Annotated in this window: 16 protein-coding genes; 7 read left to right on the top strand and 9 right to left on the bottom strand. The window is 43.7% G+C overall.

Annotated features, from left to right (window positions below):
• Window positions 1-157: 157 nt before the first annotated feature.
• Entirely contained in the window at window positions 158-1339 is a 1182-nt protein-coding gene (locus NYE56_RS04765) for a pyridoxal phosphate-dependent aminotransferase (protein ID WP_015383213.1), read from the bottom strand.
• Between the two features lie 156 nt (window positions 1340-1495).
• Here NYE56_RS04765 and cueR point away from each other — a divergent pair, with 156 nt between their 5' ends.
• Window positions 1496-1927: a Cu(I)-responsive transcriptional regulator gene (cueR, locus tag NYE56_RS04760; RefSeq protein WP_010886460.1), complete on the top strand. Its 432-nt coding sequence runs from the start codon at window positions 1496-1498 to the stop codon at window positions 1925-1927.
• A 60-nt stretch (window positions 1928-1987) separates the two neighbouring features.
• Entirely contained in the window at window positions 1988-3322 is a 1335-nt protein-coding gene (locus NYE56_RS04755) for a hemolysin family protein (protein WP_009966903.1), read from the top strand.
• A 67-nt stretch (window positions 3323-3389) separates the two neighbouring features.
• Here the strand turns inward: NYE56_RS04755 and NYE56_RS04750 are convergent, their stop codons facing one another.
• Both NYE56_RS04750 and akrN read right to left on the bottom strand, forming a co-directional pair.
• Window positions 3390-3989, bottom strand: coding sequence for a 1-acylglycerol-3-phosphate O-acyltransferase (locus NYE56_RS04750; protein WP_003233335.1), 600 nt, complete (start codon window positions 3987-3989; stop codon window positions 3390-3392).
• 391 nt (window positions 3990-4380) lie between these two features.
• Window positions 4381-5376, bottom strand: coding sequence for an aldo/keto reductase AkrN (gene akrN / locus NYE56_RS04745; protein ID WP_003245422.1), 996 nt, complete (start codon window positions 5374-5376; stop codon window positions 4381-4383).
• A 196-nt stretch (window positions 5377-5572) separates the two neighbouring features.
• On the opposite strand from akrN, the gene sigM reads away from it, so the two are divergent.
• From sigM to NYE56_RS04730, 3 genes are read left to right on the top strand one after another with little or no spacing between them, the layout of a single operon-like run.
• On the top strand, window positions 5573-6064 hold the full coding sequence (gene sigM / locus NYE56_RS04740; RefSeq protein ID WP_003224177.1) for an RNA polymerase sigma factor SigM: 492 nt from the start codon (window positions 5573-5575) through the stop codon (window positions 6062-6064).
• Window positions 6054-7130 carry an anti-sigma factor gene (locus tag NYE56_RS04735; protein WP_341283538.1) on the top strand — a complete coding sequence of 359 codons (1077 nt, stop codon included), beginning with the start codon at window positions 6054-6056 and terminating at the stop codon, window positions 7128-7130. The genes sigM and NYE56_RS04735 overlap by 11 nt, the downstream gene beginning before the upstream one ends.
• A complete protein-coding gene (locus tag NYE56_RS04730; protein ID WP_003233341.1) occupies window positions 7118-7408 on the top strand; it encodes an anti-sigma-M factor in 291 nt (96 codons plus the stop codon). Before NYE56_RS04735 ends, NYE56_RS04730 begins: the two co-directional genes overlap by 13 nt.
• 32 nt (window positions 7409-7440) lie before the next feature.
• On the opposite strand, the gene NYE56_RS04725 is transcribed toward NYE56_RS04730, so the two are convergent.
• Window positions 7441-7869, bottom strand: a complete 429-nt coding sequence (locus NYE56_RS04725) for a GNAT family N-acetyltransferase (RefSeq protein WP_161985877.1) — start codon at window positions 7867-7869, stop codon at window positions 7441-7443.
• Between the two features lie 109 nt (window positions 7870-7978).
• Between NYE56_RS04725 and pdxR the strand changes: the two genes are divergently transcribed.
• Window positions 7979-9388 carry a MocR-like pyridoxine biosynthesis transcription factor PdxR gene (pdxR, locus tag NYE56_RS04720; RefSeq protein WP_341283537.1) on the top strand — a complete coding sequence of 470 codons (1410 nt, stop codon included), beginning with the start codon at window positions 7979-7981 and terminating at the stop codon, window positions 9386-9388.
• 34 nt (window positions 9389-9422) lie between these two features.
• On the opposite strand, the gene NYE56_RS04715 is transcribed toward pdxR, so the two are convergent.
• The 4 genes from NYE56_RS04715 to citA all read right to left on the bottom strand — a co-directional run bounded on the left by NYE56_RS04715 (window position 9423) and on the right by citA (window position 14591).
• The gene (locus NYE56_RS04715; protein ID WP_003233348.1) at window positions 9423-10778 is read right to left on the bottom strand and encodes a sodium-dependent transporter; all 1356 of its coding nucleotides are present in this window, start codon (window positions 10776-10778) and stop codon (window positions 9423-9425) included.
• A gap of 122 nt (window positions 10779-10900) precedes the next feature.
• Window positions 10901-12298 carry a branched-chain amino acid transporter BcaP gene (bcaP, locus tag NYE56_RS04710; protein ID WP_003233350.1) on the bottom strand — a complete coding sequence of 466 codons (1398 nt, stop codon included), beginning with the start codon at window positions 12296-12298 and terminating at the stop codon, window positions 10901-10903.
• A gap of 249 nt (window positions 12299-12547) precedes the next feature.
• On the bottom strand, window positions 12548-13417 hold the full coding sequence (locus tag NYE56_RS04705) for an SDR family oxidoreductase (protein ID WP_341283536.1): 870 nt from the start codon (window positions 13415-13417) through the stop codon (window positions 12548-12550).
• A 73-nt stretch (window positions 13418-13490) separates the two neighbouring features.
• Window positions 13491-14591, bottom strand: coding sequence for a citrate synthase CitA (gene citA / locus NYE56_RS04700; protein ID WP_341283535.1), 1101 nt, complete (start codon window positions 14589-14591; stop codon window positions 13491-13493).
• A 108-nt stretch (window positions 14592-14699) separates the two neighbouring features.
• On the opposite strand from citA, the gene citR reads away from it, so the two are divergent.
• Entirely contained in the window at window positions 14700-15575 is an 876-nt protein-coding gene (gene citR / locus NYE56_RS04695) for a transcriptional regulator CitR (protein WP_003233357.1), read from the top strand.
• A 70-nt stretch (window positions 15576-15645) separates the two neighbouring features.
• On the opposite strand, the gene lytE is transcribed toward citR, so the two are convergent.
• Window positions 15646-16650 carry a peptidoglycan endopeptidase LytE gene (gene lytE, locus NYE56_RS04690; protein WP_021479670.1) on the bottom strand — a complete coding sequence of 335 codons (1005 nt, stop codon included), beginning with the start codon at window positions 16648-16650 and terminating at the stop codon, window positions 15646-15648.
• Between the last annotated feature and the right edge of the window lie 278 nt (window positions 16651-16928).

The following is a 16928-nucleotide window of genomic DNA, read 5'->3' as shown; positions in this document are numbered from 1 at the left end:
TCCAAAAATGATTTTTAATTTTTAGACTTTTATCATGAAGAAAGCCTTAACTGCATGCCTGCTTGTCAATTCTGCGCCTGTCTGGATTGGAAGACGAAGGTTTTTGCGGATATAAAAAGAAAACAGCCTTGAAAACTGTTTTCTTTTCTTTGCCTTCTTAAGCAAAATCTTTATATAAAGAAATGAAAATGTCCCGTGAGTTTTTAATCTGCTCGATCGGCACACTGAAGGATAATCGGAAATGCCCGCTCATTCCAAAACCGCTGCTCGGCACAATTAATAATTTGTATTTTTGGGCGGCATGCACGCAAAATGCAACTTCATCTTCAATCGGCGATTTTGGAAAAACAAAGAAACCTCCCTTTGGCATTTCAAATTCAAAACCGGCTTCTTTTAAAATGTCTACCATTAAATCCCGGCGCTCTTTATAAGCGCTCGCGTCTACTCTTAAATCATCCATTCGTGCCACAGCCCGCTGCATCATGACAGGGGCATTCACAAATCCAAGCGTTCGATTACAATACACAAAAGCGTTGATCAAAAGGTCCGCATCCGGCATTCGGCTGTCCAATCCGATATACCCGAGCCGCTCCCCGGCTATGCCTAGATCTTTACTGAATGAGCTAGCCAATATCACACGATGGTACGATTGAAACGGATTTGCAAGCTCTTCATCATAGATTAATTGACTGTACGGTTCATCAAACAGCACATAAATCGTCTGGCCGCTCTTCTCTTCTATTTCTTTTAATAAAGCGCCTAAATCGTCTATATTTTTCTGGCTGAGAACAGTGCCTGTGGGGTTATGCGGTGTATTGAGGATCAGCCCTTTCGTCTGTGGAGTGATCGATTGCCTTACCGCTTCAATGTCGATCTCAAACCGGCTTGTCAACGGGCAGCTGACGGCTTTTCCCCCGTAGTTCTCAATATACAACTTATATTCGGCAAAATAAGGTGCAAGAATAATGACTTCTTCCCCAGGGTTTACGATGCTTTTTAACGCAACATTCAAAGCGCCTCCCGCGCCCACCGTCATGACGATACGCTCCGCTGAGAAATCAGCTTCAAAACGTGACCCCAGAAATTGCGCGACTTTTTCTCTCGCTGCAGGAAGCCCTTGGTTTTGTATGTATCCGTGGCTGCCTTTTTCAGCTTCCTCTATTAACGCTCTCTTAAAAGCTTCAGGCGGTTCAACAATCGGGTTGCCGAGTGAAAAATCAAATACCTGGTCTTCCCCGAACTCCTTCTTCAGCCTTGCACCTTCATCAAACAGCTTGCGAATCCATGATCCTTTATTTAAATTTTCTTCAACTTCCCGGGATAACCCAGCCAATTTCATCTGTCCCTTCCGCATATAAAAATTTGAAAATTCTATCTTCCTATGTTACTTCAATCAGATGATGAATTCCACAACTTCCAATTCCGGTCTGAAAAAAACAATAAACTTGTGCAAGACACCGTTCATATATTAAACTATTCTCATAACTATAACGTGATGGTTGGGAGGGATATAGATGGGGCTGAGACTTATCGCATCAGTGAACTAGCGGCACTCGCCGGAGTAACGAAACGGACAGTTGATTATTATACGAATCTCGGTCTGCTTACGCCGGCCAGATCCTGTTCAAATTACCGTTACTACGACGAAAATGCACTCAAACGACTTATATTTATTGTAGATTGCAAGAAGCAGCGATTGGCCCTGTCCGATATTAAAGATCGACTGGAGAACCAGTTTCCCTCTTCAGCTAAACTTGATGATGAAATTGGAAATCTGGCATTAGAAATTGATCATATGAATCAAAACATCTCCGGAATCTTGCATCGGTTTGAACGGCTGAAGCCCGAGGATCGTGACAAGCTGAAAAGCAAACTCCCGCCTGAAAAGCTCGCCGTGTTCCAATCATTTATGCTGCTGTTAAGTTAAAACCATTTTATCTAACAGGAGGTGTTACCTTCATTCTCATTGCTAGAGTGAAGGTTCTAATTGGACATAGTGAATTTGATTTTAGTTGCTGTTTTAATCGCCCTGACGGCATTTTTCGTGGCATCTGAGTTTGCCATTATCAGAATCAGAGGCTCACGGATCGATCAGCTGATCGCGGAAGGAAATAAAGCAGCAATAGCCGTAAAAAAAGTGACCACGCATCTTGATGAATATTTATCTGCGTGTCAGCTCGGAATTACATTGACTTCCATCGGATTAGGGGTTTTAGGTGAATCAACGATTGAAAGGCTGCTTCACCCGCTTTTCGTACAAATGAACGTTCCAGGTTCCCTTTCACATGTCATATCGTTTATTTTTGCGTATGCCATTATCACGTTCTTACACGTTGTTGTCGGAGAACTTGCACCTAAGACAGTTGCTATCCAAAAGGCGGAAGCAGTGTCTATGCTGTTTGCGAAACCGCTGATTTGGTTTTACCGCATCGCGTTCCCATTCATTTGGCTTTTGAACAATTCCGCACGGTTATTGACCAAAGCATTTGGCCTGGAGACCGTTTCAGAAAACGAACTGGCTCACTCAGAAGAAGAGCTGCGAATCATTTTGTCTGAAAGCTATAAAAGCGGTGAAATCAACCAATCAGAGTTTAAATATGTGAATAAAATCTTTGAATTTGACGACAGGCTCGCGAAAGAAATTATGATTCCGCGGACCGAAATTGTCAGCCTTCCGCATGATATCAAGATTTCTGAAATGATGGACATCATTCAGATTGAAAAATATACCCGCTACCCTGTGGAAGAGGGCGATAAAGATAACATTATCGGGGTTATTAACATTAAAGAAGTGCTGACCGCCTGCATCAGCGGTGAGGTATCTGTTGATTCCACCATTTCTCAATTCGTCAACCCGATCATTCATGTCATTGAATCTGCGCCGATCCAAGACCTGCTTGTCAAAATGCAAAAAGAGAGGGTCCACATGGCCATTTTGTCTGATGAATACGGCGGTACTGCCGGGCTTGTGACGGTTGAGGACATCATTGAGGAAATTGTCGGTGAAATCCGCGACGAATTTGATATTGATGAAATTAGCGAAATCCGCAAAATCGGCGAAGGCCATTATATTCTTGACGGAAAAGTGTTAATTGACCAAGTAAACGACCTGCTGGGCATTCATTTAGAGAACGAAGAAGTCGACACAATCGGCGGCTGGTTCCTTACTCAAAAATACGATGTTGAAAAAGATGATTCCATCATCGAAGAAGGCTGCGAATTCATCATTAATGAAATTGACGGCCACCACGTCGCATATATTGAAGTGAAAAAGCTTCAAGAAGAAGAACTTCTGGAGACAGCTAACCAGCAGGAAGCATAATAAGAAAAGCACCTTGTATAAGGTGCTTTTCTTATTTTCACAGTTCAGGGCAATCTCTCAGAACGCCTTATAGCTGATCAAGCTTATTCTCTAGTTCTTTAATCCGCTGATTCAAAGCCTCTGTCATTGCTGCAAGTCTTTCCTTTGAAGGCAGGTGGGCAAAATCAGCCTGGTGAAGAGGCTCACCGATAATCAGCTTCATTTTTCCTTTTTTGAATAATTCTTTTCCGCTTGAAGGGCCCTGATATGCAGCGGGGACAAGCGGCGCTTTCCCCATTTGCGCAATCGTCACCGCACCTCTTTTCAAAGGCACATCCTCAGAGGTTCTTGTTCCGCTTGGGAAGATACCGACGATCTCTCCTTCTTTCAGCAGCTTAATCGGCGTTTTAATACTGCTTGGCCCGGGATTTTCCCGATCTACCGGAAAGGCATGAATTTTCTTCAGAAACGAACCGATCCATTTATTTTGAAAAAGCTCTTTTTTCGCCATGTAGTGTATTTGATAAGGAAGAATCCCGACTCCGAGTGTAATCACATCAACCCAGCCGGAATGTGTACACGCGATGACAAAACCTGAATCGGCCGGAAGGTTTTCTTTGTTATACACCTTCACTCCTCCGCGAAGAGAAAGAATAACTTTTAAAGCATTTGCACAAAACTTATACATATCGCACTTCCTTTGTCGTAATCAATGATTCTTTCTGTCATCTATTATAACAACATTTTTTATTACCTGGTACTAATTTTTAAGATTTCTCCCGTTAAAACGCCAAAAAGCTGAGGATTCGCCCTCAGCTTTTAGATTGTTGATAAAATCATAAAATGGTTTTCATTTTATGTTTTTGTCATCTATTCAGCGTGATTGAAAATCCTTGAGTCTAGGAAAGGCTAGCATGGAGCAGACTTTCACAGGATGTGATGACAGCGGTGTTTGGGCAGGACGCCTAAGCATTTAGCCGCTGTCCCTTCATCATTCGTGAGCACCGACGCGCAGGCCTGACAACGAATGCGAGGGTTTGTCGACACGCTGAAAGCTGAGGATTCGCCCTCAGCTTTTGTTATATTTCCTCTCTGGTCGGCGGGGCCATAAACTCCGGTCCGACAGGGTCTGATATCGTATTTTCCAATATAGTATTGATATCTTTCTGATCTTCACTGTTCAGCGTCCAGCCTGTAATCTCAGATAGGGCCTCAAGCTGCCCAGGCTTTCTTGCTCCCCAAAGAGCGATATCCGCTCCCGGCTGATCTAAGATCCATCTGACAGCCAAGTGAATCACTGATTTTCCATAACGTGTCTTCGCCAGCTTATCCAATTGATTGACAGCAGAAAGATACTCTTTAAAGCGGGGCTTCTGGAATTTTGGATCGTGATTACGCAGATCATCGCCCTCAAATGTATACTCTTCGGTCATTTTGCCTGTTAACAGCCCTCTGCATAAACTGCCGTATAATAATGTTGTTATCTTGTTATCTTTCGCATAAGGAAGAACACTCTCTTCCATCTCTCTTTCAAACAGATTATATGGAGGCTGAATCGTATGGAGAGGTGCGACGGCGCGAAATGTATCCATTTGCTCAATTGAAAAATTGCTGACGCCAATCGCCCGGATTTTTCCCGCATCATATAATTCCTTCATGACTTCAGCCGTTTCTTCAATTGGCACAAGCGGATCGGGCCAATGCACCTGATAAAGATCAATATAGTCTGTTTGAAGCCGCTTCAAAGAATTCTCAACTTCCTCTACAATTCTCGCTCTGTTCGCATGGCGGAACAGCTGGTTGTTCTTCCAGTCCAGAGCCGTTTTCGTTGCGAGAATCACCTGGTCTCTTTTGCCATACTCTTTGATTGCCTTTCCGACGATTTCCTCGGACTGCCCGAAGCCGTAAGCCGGTGCGGTGTCAATCAGTGTAATCCCCTGATCAAGAGCGGCGCGGATTGTTTCAATCGATGTTTTTTCGTCAGTGCCTCCCCACATCGTTCCGCCAATGGCCCATGTGCCGAGGCCGATTCTAGAGGCTTCTATTCCTGTATCTGCTATACTGGTATATTCCATTGTGCCACTCCTTCACTTTTTCACTATCTTTTCCCCTCTGGAAAAAATGTTAAACATTTCTCCGCACTATCTTTTGCGGCCATTTTTGGGTACTATATAGTAATGGTGTTTGATTAGGTATAAAAAAGCCGTTTGCATGTAATGTGCAACTTTAAACCTTTCTTATGCGTGTATAACATAGAGGGGAGAAAAGGCAGTGACGATCGATGAAATTTACCAAATGTACATGAATGATGTTTACAGGTTCCTGCTCTCCATGACAAAAGACAAGCATCTTGCTGAAGACTTGCTGCAGGAAACCTTTATGCGGGCATACATACACATTCACTCCTATGATCACAGCAAAGTAAAGCCCTGGCTTTTTCAAGTGGCGCGAAACGCCTTCATTGATTACGTCAGAAAGCATAAGAAAGAAGTAACCATTTCTGATGACTTAATCGGAAGCCTCTTTCAAAATGCTGTTCAAAGTCCTGCCCATCAGGTAGAGATAAAGGAAGTGCTGACTGGTTATATGTCCGAGCTCCCCGATAATTATCGGGAGGCCTTAACGCTATATTATTTAAAAGAGTTAAACTACAAAGAAGCATCCCATATTATGAATATTTCAGAGGCGAATTTTAAAAGTGTTTTATTTCGTGCCAGACAGCGGCTGAAAGCACTTTATAATAGAGGTGTTAATGATGAATGAAGAATTTAAAAAGCGTTTTGATCAATATAAAAATGGGGAAATGAGCGACCAGGAAATGACTGCATTTGAGGAAGAACTTGAGAAGCTCGAAGTATATCAGGAACTGATTGACAGCGAACTAGAGGACGATAACGATTGGGATCTCAGCATCAGTCCTGAAAAACAAAAAGCGATTTTAGCCTACGGCAAACGCAAGTCTTATTTGCGAATTTCTGTGCTTGCCGTCATTTCGACATTGATGATTTTGCCGCTTTGTACGCTGGGAAGCTACCTCTATTACGGAATGGGTGGAAAACACAGCACCGGCAATGAGTTTATGGAAACTGCCGCAGTCACTGTAGCCCTGACCATGCCGAATGTTCTTGTTGATACTTCCGGACTGAAAAGCCAAGTGAAGCTATTTGGAATGAATACGGAATTCCCGCTGCAAAAGCAGATTGGCACGAAGACGGCTGCCGTAGGGAATGAACGGGTTGAAATGTTTTATAACAAAGTAAAAGCGCCGGCAGTAAACTACTATGACTTAGAAGTGAATAAAACCGGCCATTACTTTACACATCCTTCAAACAAGTCTGAACAAACGACCGCAAAAGCAGAAAAAACGTTAAGCACATTGCCTGAAGGAACGGTATCAGAGGTCTACCTTTCATATGACCGTGCATATCCGACAAAAGACGTGTATAACAAATTCAAAGGCTATGATGTGAGCTTTTTGTGGAACGCAATCGAAACAGAGAAAAAGGCAAATAAGACAGCTTCCACAGAACCTCTTGGCTATCCTGGAAAGGATTCAAAGTTCTTGGCCGCCCTTAATACAAAAGGCAAGTCGAATGGCGATCAGTTTATCAACGCCCTGAAATTCATGTCCAAACACGAAAAATGGGCTCAGGTCATTTCAAAACGAAAAGACCTGAATGTAGATAACCGATTAGATTATGTAGAGAAAAACGGTGTCAATGTATACGGTTCGGTCGTTACAGGGCCAACCAAGGAAATCCAGCGCATGCTGAAAAATAAATCTGTAAAATCAGCGAATGTCGGCGAGGTGGAATTATGGAACTGGTAAGAATTTTTAAAGAACACAATGTATTCGGCTGGATCTCTGTCGGGACAGCGGTTCTGTCCCTGCTGTTGCTGAATTTGGCCATTATCAGCAACGTCACGTTTTATTCCTATCAAATGCTTCCGTTCGCCATGGCTGCCGTTCCGTTCGGCGTTGTTGAACTCTTCATCAAGAGAGGGCGCACAGGTCCCGGCCTGCTCGGCGTCATCCTTAATCTCTTTGTGATTATTTGTGTGTATACCATTGTATCTGTAGATACGAATTTACAGTTTGGCTTTTAAAAAAGACGCCTTTTCAGGCGTCTTTTTTTTCGTTATACCGGTTTTCGGAACAAATAACTTTCTATAGTAAAACCCATTTTATCTGTATAAAATCGATGTGCGTCTTTACGCTGCAGGCCAGATGAAAGACTGACAAAACCAAGTCCGGCTTTTCTCGCCCAGTCTGAGGCATAATCCAAAAGCATTTTGCCGTATCCCTTTGATCGGCAAGGTGCCGTTGTAACAAGATCCGCAATCCATAAGTGCTCTCCTTTATGAATGGAAACTCTCGGCAGAGCCCCGCACAGCGCTCTGATTGCTGTATTTTCATATAAGGCAAACAGCATATACGATTCTTTCTGCACACAGGCTTCAAGCCTTTGTAAATACGTCTCCATATCCAGTTCTGTTCTCAATTCACTCATAATCGGATACGACTCAGCCCATTCTTCTTTCGAGGTTAATTGTTTCATATGGATCATCTTCCCAATCCCCTTTCCTTTCGTTACAATGATCATAGCTAATAAATGGCATTTGCCAAATAGCCAATATCAGAAAAAATGACCATGCCAGCTACAAAGGAGACATGAGATGGATATTACGCCGTTTCTTGATAAAAAGAGCAAAACACCGCTGTATGAGCAGCTTTATACCTTTTTTAAACAAGAAATTTCACATGCGCGAATAACAAAGGGAACAAGACTTCCGTCAAAACGCAGGCTCTCCAGCTTGCTCGATGTCAGCACGGCAACTATAGAACGAGCTTATGAGCAATTAACTGCTGAGGGCTATGTCAAAAGCAAGCCGAAAATCGGCTGGTTCGCGGCGGAAGTAGAACCAGGCTTCCCGACAGCTCCTGACCCTTTTCAGCAGTCTGTACAGCCGGGATTACAGCAAAAGAACGCACCTGCTATTGACTTCCATCAGGGCAGCGTTGATCCGACCCTCTTTCCCTTTAACGCATGGAGAAAAAGCATAGTAAAAAGTCTTGAGCGCTATTCCGGATCGTTTCACACCTCTGGCGACCCTCAAGGAGAATACGAACTCAGACACATGATTGCCCGATTCGTCAGGCTGTCTCGGGGAGTAAATTGCGAGCCCGGCCAGATTATCATCGGCGCGGGAACCACCGTGCTTCTGCAAATTCTTTGCCTTTCGCTAAAGCCAGGTACAAAAATCGGTTTTGAAGAACCAGGCTTTCACCGTTCAAGAAGGATGTTTGAAGCAAATCACATGGATGTCACTCCGATTTGTTCTGATGCAGAAGGCGTCCTGCCGGATGAGCTCTACCGTCAGAATCCTTATCTCATGTATACGACTCCTTCGCATCAGTTTCCGATTGGGACCATTATGACGATTACCCGCAGACAGGAGCTGCTGGCATGGGCGGCAGAAACAAATTCATTCATTATAGAAGATGATTACGATGGAGAATTTCGCTACAGCGGCCATCCCATTCCGTCTTTACAGGGTCTTGATCCGAATGGCAGAGTCATATATCTGGGCACTTTTTCAAAGTCACTTCTGCCTTCCTTGCGGCTCAGCTTCATGATTGTGCCCCCTGAACTCATGGAACCGATCAAAAACAGTGCTCAGTTAATGAAGCAGACCGTCTCTGTTCACTCGCAATTGACACTGGCAGACTTCATCGAAACCGGAGAGTGGCAAAAACACATAAATAGAATGAGAAGCTTATACCGAAAAAAACACGCTGTCCTGTTAGAAGCCATCCGCTCTGAACTAGGAAACACCGTTGAGATTCTCGGTAAGAACTCGGGGCTTCACATCCTGCTGCGTCTTTTGTTTCCAGCAAGTGAGGAAGAAGCAATACAAGCAGCCGCAGACCACGGTGTAACCATCTATCCCGTGTCTCCCTCATATAAAGAACAGACGCCTTTTGCTTCTGTCTTAATCGGTTATGGCGGTTTGTCAGAAGAGGATATCAGGCTCGGCATCCAAAATCTGAAAACGGCATGGGCACCGTTGATATCATCTTATTAAATAAAAAACAGGCCCCGGAAACGGAGCCTGTTTTTTAAAATGATAAAATTCCGATTAAATTTAAGAACACGATAATAATGGCAAGCGGCACGATAAAACGAAGCAAATAAAACCATGTGTAAAAGAATGCTTTACCTGCATTTGATCCATTTCGCATTTCAGCCAAGAGTTCGCTTTTCGAAATTTTCAGCGGGATAAATAGAGAAATTAACAGAGCGCCTGAAGGCATCAAAACATTGCTGACGGTAAAATCGGCAATATCAAAAAATGTTTTGCCAAAAAGGTGCACATCACTCAATACGCCATAAGACAAGCAGCATGGGATTCCGACCAAAAAGATCAAAAGCCCGCTCGTCCATGACAGTTTTTTTCTCTTCTTTTCGTCCCCTTTTCCGATTGTGGCAACGATAATTTCAACCATCGAAAATGCTGAGGTTAAGGCTGCAAATAAAAACGCAACGAGAAAACCGATAAAAAACAACGTGCCGAACGGAAGCTGTTCAAAAACGGCCGGAAGCACTGTAAACAGCAGTGTCGGTCCTTCATTTGGCTGAAAACCGAATGAAAAAACCGCCGGAAAAATAGCCAAACCTGCCAAGAGTGTCACAATGATATTCATCAAGACAATGGAGGCTGCCGAACGAGGGATATTTTGTGTTTTCGGCAAATAGGAGCTGTAGGTCACCATCACCGAAACCCCCAGTGTTAACGTAAAGAAGGCCTGTCCCAGCGCGAATAATATGGATTCCGGAGTCAGATCGCCGAAATGAGGCACAAGCAGAAACTTTACGCCCTCCATTGCACCATTAAGCGTAAGAGACCGAAGAACGAGCAGAATAAACAATAAAAACAAAATCGGCATCATCACCGCGCTTACCCGTTCAATCCCTTTTTGAACCCCTCTTGCGACAACGATGACAGTAAGTACCATAAAGACAAGCTGAGCCGCGAGCGTCTGCACCGGATTTTGGATAATAGAAGCAAAAAGAGCGCCATACTGTGCTTGAGAAAGCCCGGACAGTGAGCCTGACGCCGTTTTTACGATATACAGCAAAATCCATCCCCCGATTACACTGTAAAACGACAGCACTAAGAAACACGCGGCTACGCCGATCCACCCCGTAAGAAACCAAGCTGATCGCGGCGCTTCTTTTTTATATGCATCAATGGCATTCGTCTGGTTCCGTCTTCCAAAAATAAATTCCCCCACCAAAAGCGGATAGCCTAAGAGGATGGTAAATAACACGAAGATAAGAAAAAAGGCTCCTCCCCCATTGGTCCCCGCTACGTAAGGGAACTTCCAAATCGCGCCCAAGCCGATAGCCGAGCCGGCCGCTGCCATGACGAAACCAATTTTCGAAGCCCATTGGACTGGTTTTTGCTCAGACAATAAACGTCACTTCCTTTCCAGCCTATATTATCTCTTATTTTTGTCTTCATTTCTATAGATTCATTTGCCAGGAACAGAAAAGAGAGCGGCCTGTATGGCCGCTCTCTTTATCAAAAGGTTATTTATTGATTTAATTTTGAATGCTTTCTTGAATACAGGAAATAAATTACCAAGCCGATTAACAGCCACACTAGGAAGCGGACAATCGTCACCCATCCCAGATTTAAAATCAAGAACAGGCAGAACAGAATCGCCAGGCCTGGGATAAACGGAACTCCCGGGCATTTAAAGGCTCTCGGAAGATCCGGTTGCTTCTTTCTCAAAACGATAACTGCCACAGAAATCAGGACAAATGCCGACAACGTCCCGATGTTTACCAGCTTTGCAAGTTCATCCAGCGGAACAAGTGAGCCGAGAAGCGCCGACATCGTTCCGAAAAACCAAGTGGCTACATAAGGTGTTTTGTGCTTTGGATGCACTTTAGAAAGTGAACCCGGCACAAGTCCGTCACGCGACATGGCAAACATGACGCGGGTCTGCCCGTAAAGCATCACGAGCATAACTGTTGTCATTCCCAGCACGGCGCCAATATCAATGATGCCTGCCACCCAATTTTGCCCTGCGCTTTGAAGAACAAGAGAAACCGGATGATCCACACCCGCAAATTGAGCAAACGGGATAACCCCAGTCATGATTGCTGATACTGTGACATATAAAATCGTGCAGACCAGTAAAGAGAAAATAATGCCTTTAGGCAGATCCTTCGCGGGATTTTTCGTTTCTTCCGCAGCAGAGGAAACAGCGTCAAATCCGATAAAAGCAAAGAATACGAGCGCCGCTGCACTGAACACGCCGCCAAAGCCCATTGGCATAAACGGCTGCCAGTTGTGCGGCTTCACGTAAACGGCTGCCACCGCGATAAACAGCAGAACAACCAGTATCTTCAAGATAACCATGATATTGTTGACTCTTTTTGATTCTTTGATGCCTAAATAAAGCAAATATGTGATCGCCATTACAATGACGAATGCAGGAAGATTAAACAGGGTAAAAGTGCCTTTCACTGCGCCCGGTGCCGCTGTTAAAGCAACCGGAAGATGAATGCCGAGCCCTGATAAAAACGATTGGAAATAACCAGACCAGCCGACCGACACTGCACTTACCGCCAGCATGTATTCTAAAATTAAATCCCACCCGATAATAAAGGCCATAAGCTCTCCCAATGTCGCATAAGTGAATGTATACACCGAACCTGAAACAGGCACACTTGACGCAAATTCCGCGTAAGACAGGGCGGCGAATAAACAAGCCAACGCCGCCACAACAAATGAAATCGTCAGCCCGGGACCGGCCGTGACTGCACCTGTTCCCGTCAGAACAAAAATCCCTGTGCCAATAATGGCGCCGATTCCAAGCAATGTTAAATCAAATGCCCCTAATTCTCTTTTTAAAGATTTTTCCCCGCTCGTCGCAGCGATTAAATCCTGAATGCTCTTCTTCCTAAAAACGCTCCCTTTCATTCCCCTTCAACTCCCGATCATCTATTTTTATATATTTTATTTGAATTTTCTGAATTAATGAGCAACAATGGTCATTTTTCTGTTTTTCTACTATATTTGTACTGGTCGCGAATCATTCCTTTCTCCTACTCAATATTATATATAAAATTGCAAAAATGAAAACAAAATTGTTAGAAAAATCGACATATTTTTTATTTTGAAATTTCTTACCACACAAAAAAACCAGCTCTGGAGCTGGTTTTTTGTTGATTACGTTGAAATAAAACGGCCGCCATTCACATGAATGGTCTGCCCTGTCATATAGGAAGATTCGTCAGACGCCAGCAGAACATAGGCGCCTGAATGCTCAACCGGCTGTCCCGGTCTTCCCATTGGGGTATCCAAGCCGTGCTGTTTCACTTTTTCCTCAGGGAATGTCGCCGGGATAAGCGGTGTCCAAATCGGACCGGGCGCCACCGCATTCACTCTGATGCCTTTATCTGCAAGCGACTTCGCCATGGAACGCGTAAAGGAGACAATCGCACCCTTTGTGCTGGAATAATCAATTAACGCCGTGTCCCCTTCATAAGCGGTAATCGATGTCGTATTAATAATGGCACTCCCCTCTTGCAGGTGAGGCAAAGCTTTCTTCGTCATATGAAACATGGAAAAAATATTTGTGCGAAAGGTTTTTTCCAGCTGTTCTGTTGAAATATTGAGAATGCTGTCCTGGGGATGCTGTTCAGCGGCGTTGTTCACTAAGATATCAAGTTTACCAAAATGGTCCACTGTTTGCTGCACAGCTTGTTCACAATGGTTCTCGTCCCCGACATCTCCCGGGATAAGCAGGCAGCGGACATTCTCCTTTTCGATCCGTTTACGTGTTTCCTCTGCGTCCGAATGCTCGTCTAAGTATAAAATGGAGATATCAGCCCCCTCTTTAGCAAAGGCAATAGCTGCTGCTCTCCCTATTCCGCTGTCGCCTCCAGTAATGATCGCGACTTTTCCTTTCAGTTTTCCGCTTCCTCGATAATCCTCGTCCTCTGACAGCGGCAGCGGATTCATTTTTGATTCAATGCCCGGCTGTCTGTCCTGATGCTGCGGTTCTTGTCCTTCTGTTTGTCTGTCCATTGGGTTCACATTCATCACTCCTAGACATGTGGTTGATACTGAACGTTACCACACGACAGAAATGAATAAACGCCAAAATATGTTATGAAAGAACTTCCTCGGGAATGGCACCGGTATATTTTGCTGATGGGCGGAAAATCATGTTGTTTTCTGCCTGTTCCAGCACATGGGCGCACCACCCTACCATTCGGCTTGCTGAAAAGGTCGGAGTAAACAATTCATCGTCAAAATCGATGGCCTTCATCACTGCAGCCGCGTAAAATTCAACATTTGTGTACAGCTTTCGTCCCGGTTTGTAGATTTCAAGCAAACGAATCGCTTCTGCTTCTACATGCAGCGCAAGATCAAGATCACGGTCATTGCCGGCCACCTGTTCTGCTTTCTGTCTCAAAGCTTCTGCCCGCGGGTCTTTTGTTTTGTACACCCTGTGGCCGAATCCCATCAAGCGCTCTCCTTTTTCGAGTTTTTCTTTCAGATATGCTTCAGCATGTTCTTTTTTTCCAATGTCTTCAAGCATTTTTGTCACCGCAGAAGGAGCGCCTCCGTGCAGCGGACCTTTCATCGTGCCGAGAGCAGCCGTGACGGCTGACACTAAATCACTCTCTGTAGATAACGTGACTCGTGCTGAAAAAGTGGATGCGTTCATGCCGTGCTCCATGGCCAGAATCATATAGGTTTCAAGCGCTTTCTTTTTTGCCTCTGAAGGCTGTTCACCTGTGAGCATATAATAGTAGTTTTCAACATGTCCGTACTGGGAAGAAGGTGCAATTGCTTGTTCACCGCGCGTCCATCTTTTTCTGTATGCAATGATGGAAGGCGTGATTGCAATCAGCCGGATTGCTTCTTCTGTTTTCGGATGGAATGTGTACGTATTTTCCCCCAATGCTGAAACAACCGTTCTCAGCACCGACATATCGTCCATGTTGTTTGGCAGTGATTGAATCAAGCGCTCAATATGTTCCGGAAGATTCCGTTCCGCAGCCAGCTTATCTTTAAATACCTGCAATTCTTCAGTTGAAGGCAGTTTTCCAAATAAAATCAAATAAGCCGCTTCTTCAAAGCTGTGATTCAGTGCGATGTCTTTTGCATGATGCCCTCTGTAAATCAGACGCCCTTTTTCACCATCAATATGGCTAATGGATGTTTCCACACATGTAATTCCCTTTAATCCGTAATGTACCATTTGTATTCCCCCTATCCTTTTCTGTTATTATAGTAAATATAATATTTAAAAAATAATGAATATTTTAAAGGGAATTAATTAAAAATATTAATCAGAGGGAGAATAGAAATGGATTTCAAATGGCTTCACACCTTTGTGACCGCTGCAAAATATGAGAACTTCCGAAAAACGGCGGAAACGCTTTTCTTATCTCAGCCTACTGTGACCGTACATATCAAGCAATTAGAAAAAGAAATCAGCTGCAAGCTGTTCGAGCGTAAAGGCAGGCAAATCCAGCTGACTGATGAAGGCAGGGCGTATTTGCCGTATGCGCTCAGGCTTCTTGATGATTATGAAAACAGCATGGCAGAGCTTCACAGAGTGAGACAAGGCTACTCTCAAACCTTACAGCTCGCGGTTTCTCCGCTTATTGCAGATACTGTGCTTCCTTCTGTCATGAAACGGTACACAGCAATGAATACGGAAACAGAAATGGCGGTTACAATTTTCGAATCAGCGGAAATCGCGTCACTGATTAAAGCCGGGGAAGCAGATATCGGACTAAGCTGTTTAAAGGTACAGTCTTCTTCTTTAAGCTGCCACTGCCTATACAAAGACCCTGTCGTCCTTGTTGCCCCGCCCGATAAGCGTTTCATAGAAGACAACGAAATTGATGCCAAAGAGGTGCTCGAACAATACCTGCTTTTGACCCACAATCACCCTGATTACTGGGACGACTTGCTCCGTCAAGTCAGAATGACTTTTCCATTTGTGAGAACAATGAAGGTCACTCAAACACATATAACGAAACGGTTTATCAAGGAAGGACTCGGAGTTTCATTTCTGCCTTTATCTACAGTAAAGCGTGAGTTAGCAGAGAAACAGATGATCAGAATTCCTTATCAGTCTGTACAGCTGCCCTATGCCGGCGCTTACGCGATTGCCCTTTATGAAAATAAGAAAGAAAAAAAATTCTTGGATTTTTTATCACATTTTCATTTTTAGGAGCAACCAAAACGCCTGTGCTCCGTCTAATGAAAAAAACCCGTTCCAATGAACGGGTTTTCTCTAAAAATTAGAATCTTTTCGCACCGAGGTAACGAGGCTTCCAGTAGCTGTTGTTCAGGCTGCTGATTTGTACGCCGTCAGATCCTGCATGAATGAAACTGTTGTTTCCAATGTAAATCCCCATGTGAGAAGGGCCGGATTTATATGTTGTGAAGAAGACGAAATCACCAACAGACGGGCTGGCAATGCTCTTCATAGAACTCCAGTATCCTGCAGTGCTTGTTCTGCCCACACTTGTTTGTTTATTCAGTACGTACCAAATGAATCCGCTGCAGTCAAAGCCGGAAGTTGTCGTTCCGCCCCATTTATATGGCGTTCCGACTAACGCTTTTGCATCAGAAACCAGCTTGCTCACATTAAGTGATGTAGATGACGTTTTGCTGCTTGAAGATGATGAAGATGAAGCAGGTTTTGAGCTGCTTGTGCTTGTTCCTTTCACCTTCAATACTTGGTTGACATAGATTACATCTGATTTTAAGCCGTTTAAGCTTTTTAATTTGCTAACCGTAGTGCCGTATTTGCTCGCAATTTTAGAAAGGCTGTCTCCGCTCTTCACTTTATAAGTAGAAGTTGAAGACGATGACACTTTTGATGAGCTGGAGCTGCTTGAACTAGTTGAACCTTTCAGTTTCAGGACTTGTCCAACACGAAGCAAATCTGATTTTAAGCCATTCAGCTTCTTCAGTTCATTGATTGTCATGCCGTATTTTTTTGAAATTTTCCAAAGGCTGTCCCCGCTCTTTACTTTGTATGTAGAAGAAGAGGTAGAAGAACTGCTGCTTTTTGAACTTGTAGATTTGCCGTTAATCGATAAAGTTTGTCCCACATAAATAATGTCTGAACGAAGGTGGTTCTCTGATTTAATTTTACTGATCGTTGTGTCGTATTTTCTTGAAAGATCCCATAACGTGTCGCCTTTTTTCACCTTAATGCTTTGTGCAGATGCCGCTCCTGCAAATAACGTCGATCCTAAAACGACTGCTGTCGTAGCTGTAATGATTTGCTTTTTCATATTTTCCTCCCCAAATGTTAACTCTCTATATATGTATCTCTTTTTTTTAATTAATCTTATTGATTTCTATTATAAGGATAGATTCCCATCAGAAATAGTCTTGACTTCATGTGACAAATTTCTTAATTATTCGTTCTAAAAAAAAGTTTTTAAGGGTATTAAATATTTCATTTTCGTTGCAAAGGTGACAAAAAACGAGTGCTTTTGTCATGTTTTATGGGATGTTTTTCAACATAAAGGAAATAAATGAAAAACTTTCGGGGTCGGCTCACATATCG

Origin of the sequence: Bacillus sp. FSL R5-0603 (assembly GCF_038050295.1) — a bacterium.
GTDB lineage: Bacteria > Bacillota > Bacilli > Bacillales > Bacillaceae > Bacillus > Bacillus subtilis.
This window is presented reverse-complemented; position numbering and strand designations above follow the sequence as displayed.

Coding starts and splice junctions, on each gene's coding strand:
- NYE56_RS04765 (WP_015383213.1), bottom strand. CDS start 1,339: ATGAAATTGGCTGGGTTATCCCGGGAAGTTGAAGAAAATTTAAATAAA.
- cueR (WP_010886460.1), top strand. CDS start 1,496: ATGGTTGGGAGGGATATAGATGGGGCTGAGACTTATCGCATCAGTGAA.
- NYE56_RS04750 (WP_003233335.1), bottom strand. CDS start 3,989: ATGTATAAGTTTTGTGCAAATGCTTTAAAAGTTATTCTTTCTCTTCGC.
- akrN (WP_003245422.1), bottom strand. CDS start 5,376: ATGGAATATACCAGTATAGCAGATACAGGAATAGAAGCCTCTAGAATC.
- NYE56_RS04735 (WP_341283538.1), top strand. CDS start 6,054: ATGATGAATGAAGAATTTAAAAAGCGTTTTGATCAATATAAAAATGGG.
- NYE56_RS04730 (WP_003233341.1), top strand. CDS start 7,118: ATGGAACTGGTAAGAATTTTTAAAGAACACAATGTATTCGGCTGGATC.
- NYE56_RS04725 (WP_161985877.1), bottom strand. CDS start 7,869: ATGATCCATATGAAACAATTAACCTCGAAAGAAGAATGGGCTGAGTCG.
- pdxR (WP_341283537.1), top strand. CDS start 7,979: ATGGATATTACGCCGTTTCTTGATAAAAAGAGCAAAACACCGCTGTAT.
- bcaP (WP_003233350.1), bottom strand. CDS start 12,298: ATGAAAGGGAGCGTTTTTAGGAAGAAGAGCATTCAGGATTTAATCGCT.
- citA (WP_341283535.1), bottom strand. CDS start 14,591: ATGGTACATTACGGATTAAAGGGAATTACATGTGTGGAAACATCCATT.
- citR (WP_003233357.1), top strand. CDS start 14,700: ATGGATTTCAAATGGCTTCACACCTTTGTGACCGCTGCAAAATATGAG.
- lytE (WP_021479670.1), bottom strand. CDS start 16,650: ATGAAAAAGCAAATCATTACAGCTACGACAGCAGTCGTTTTAGGATCG.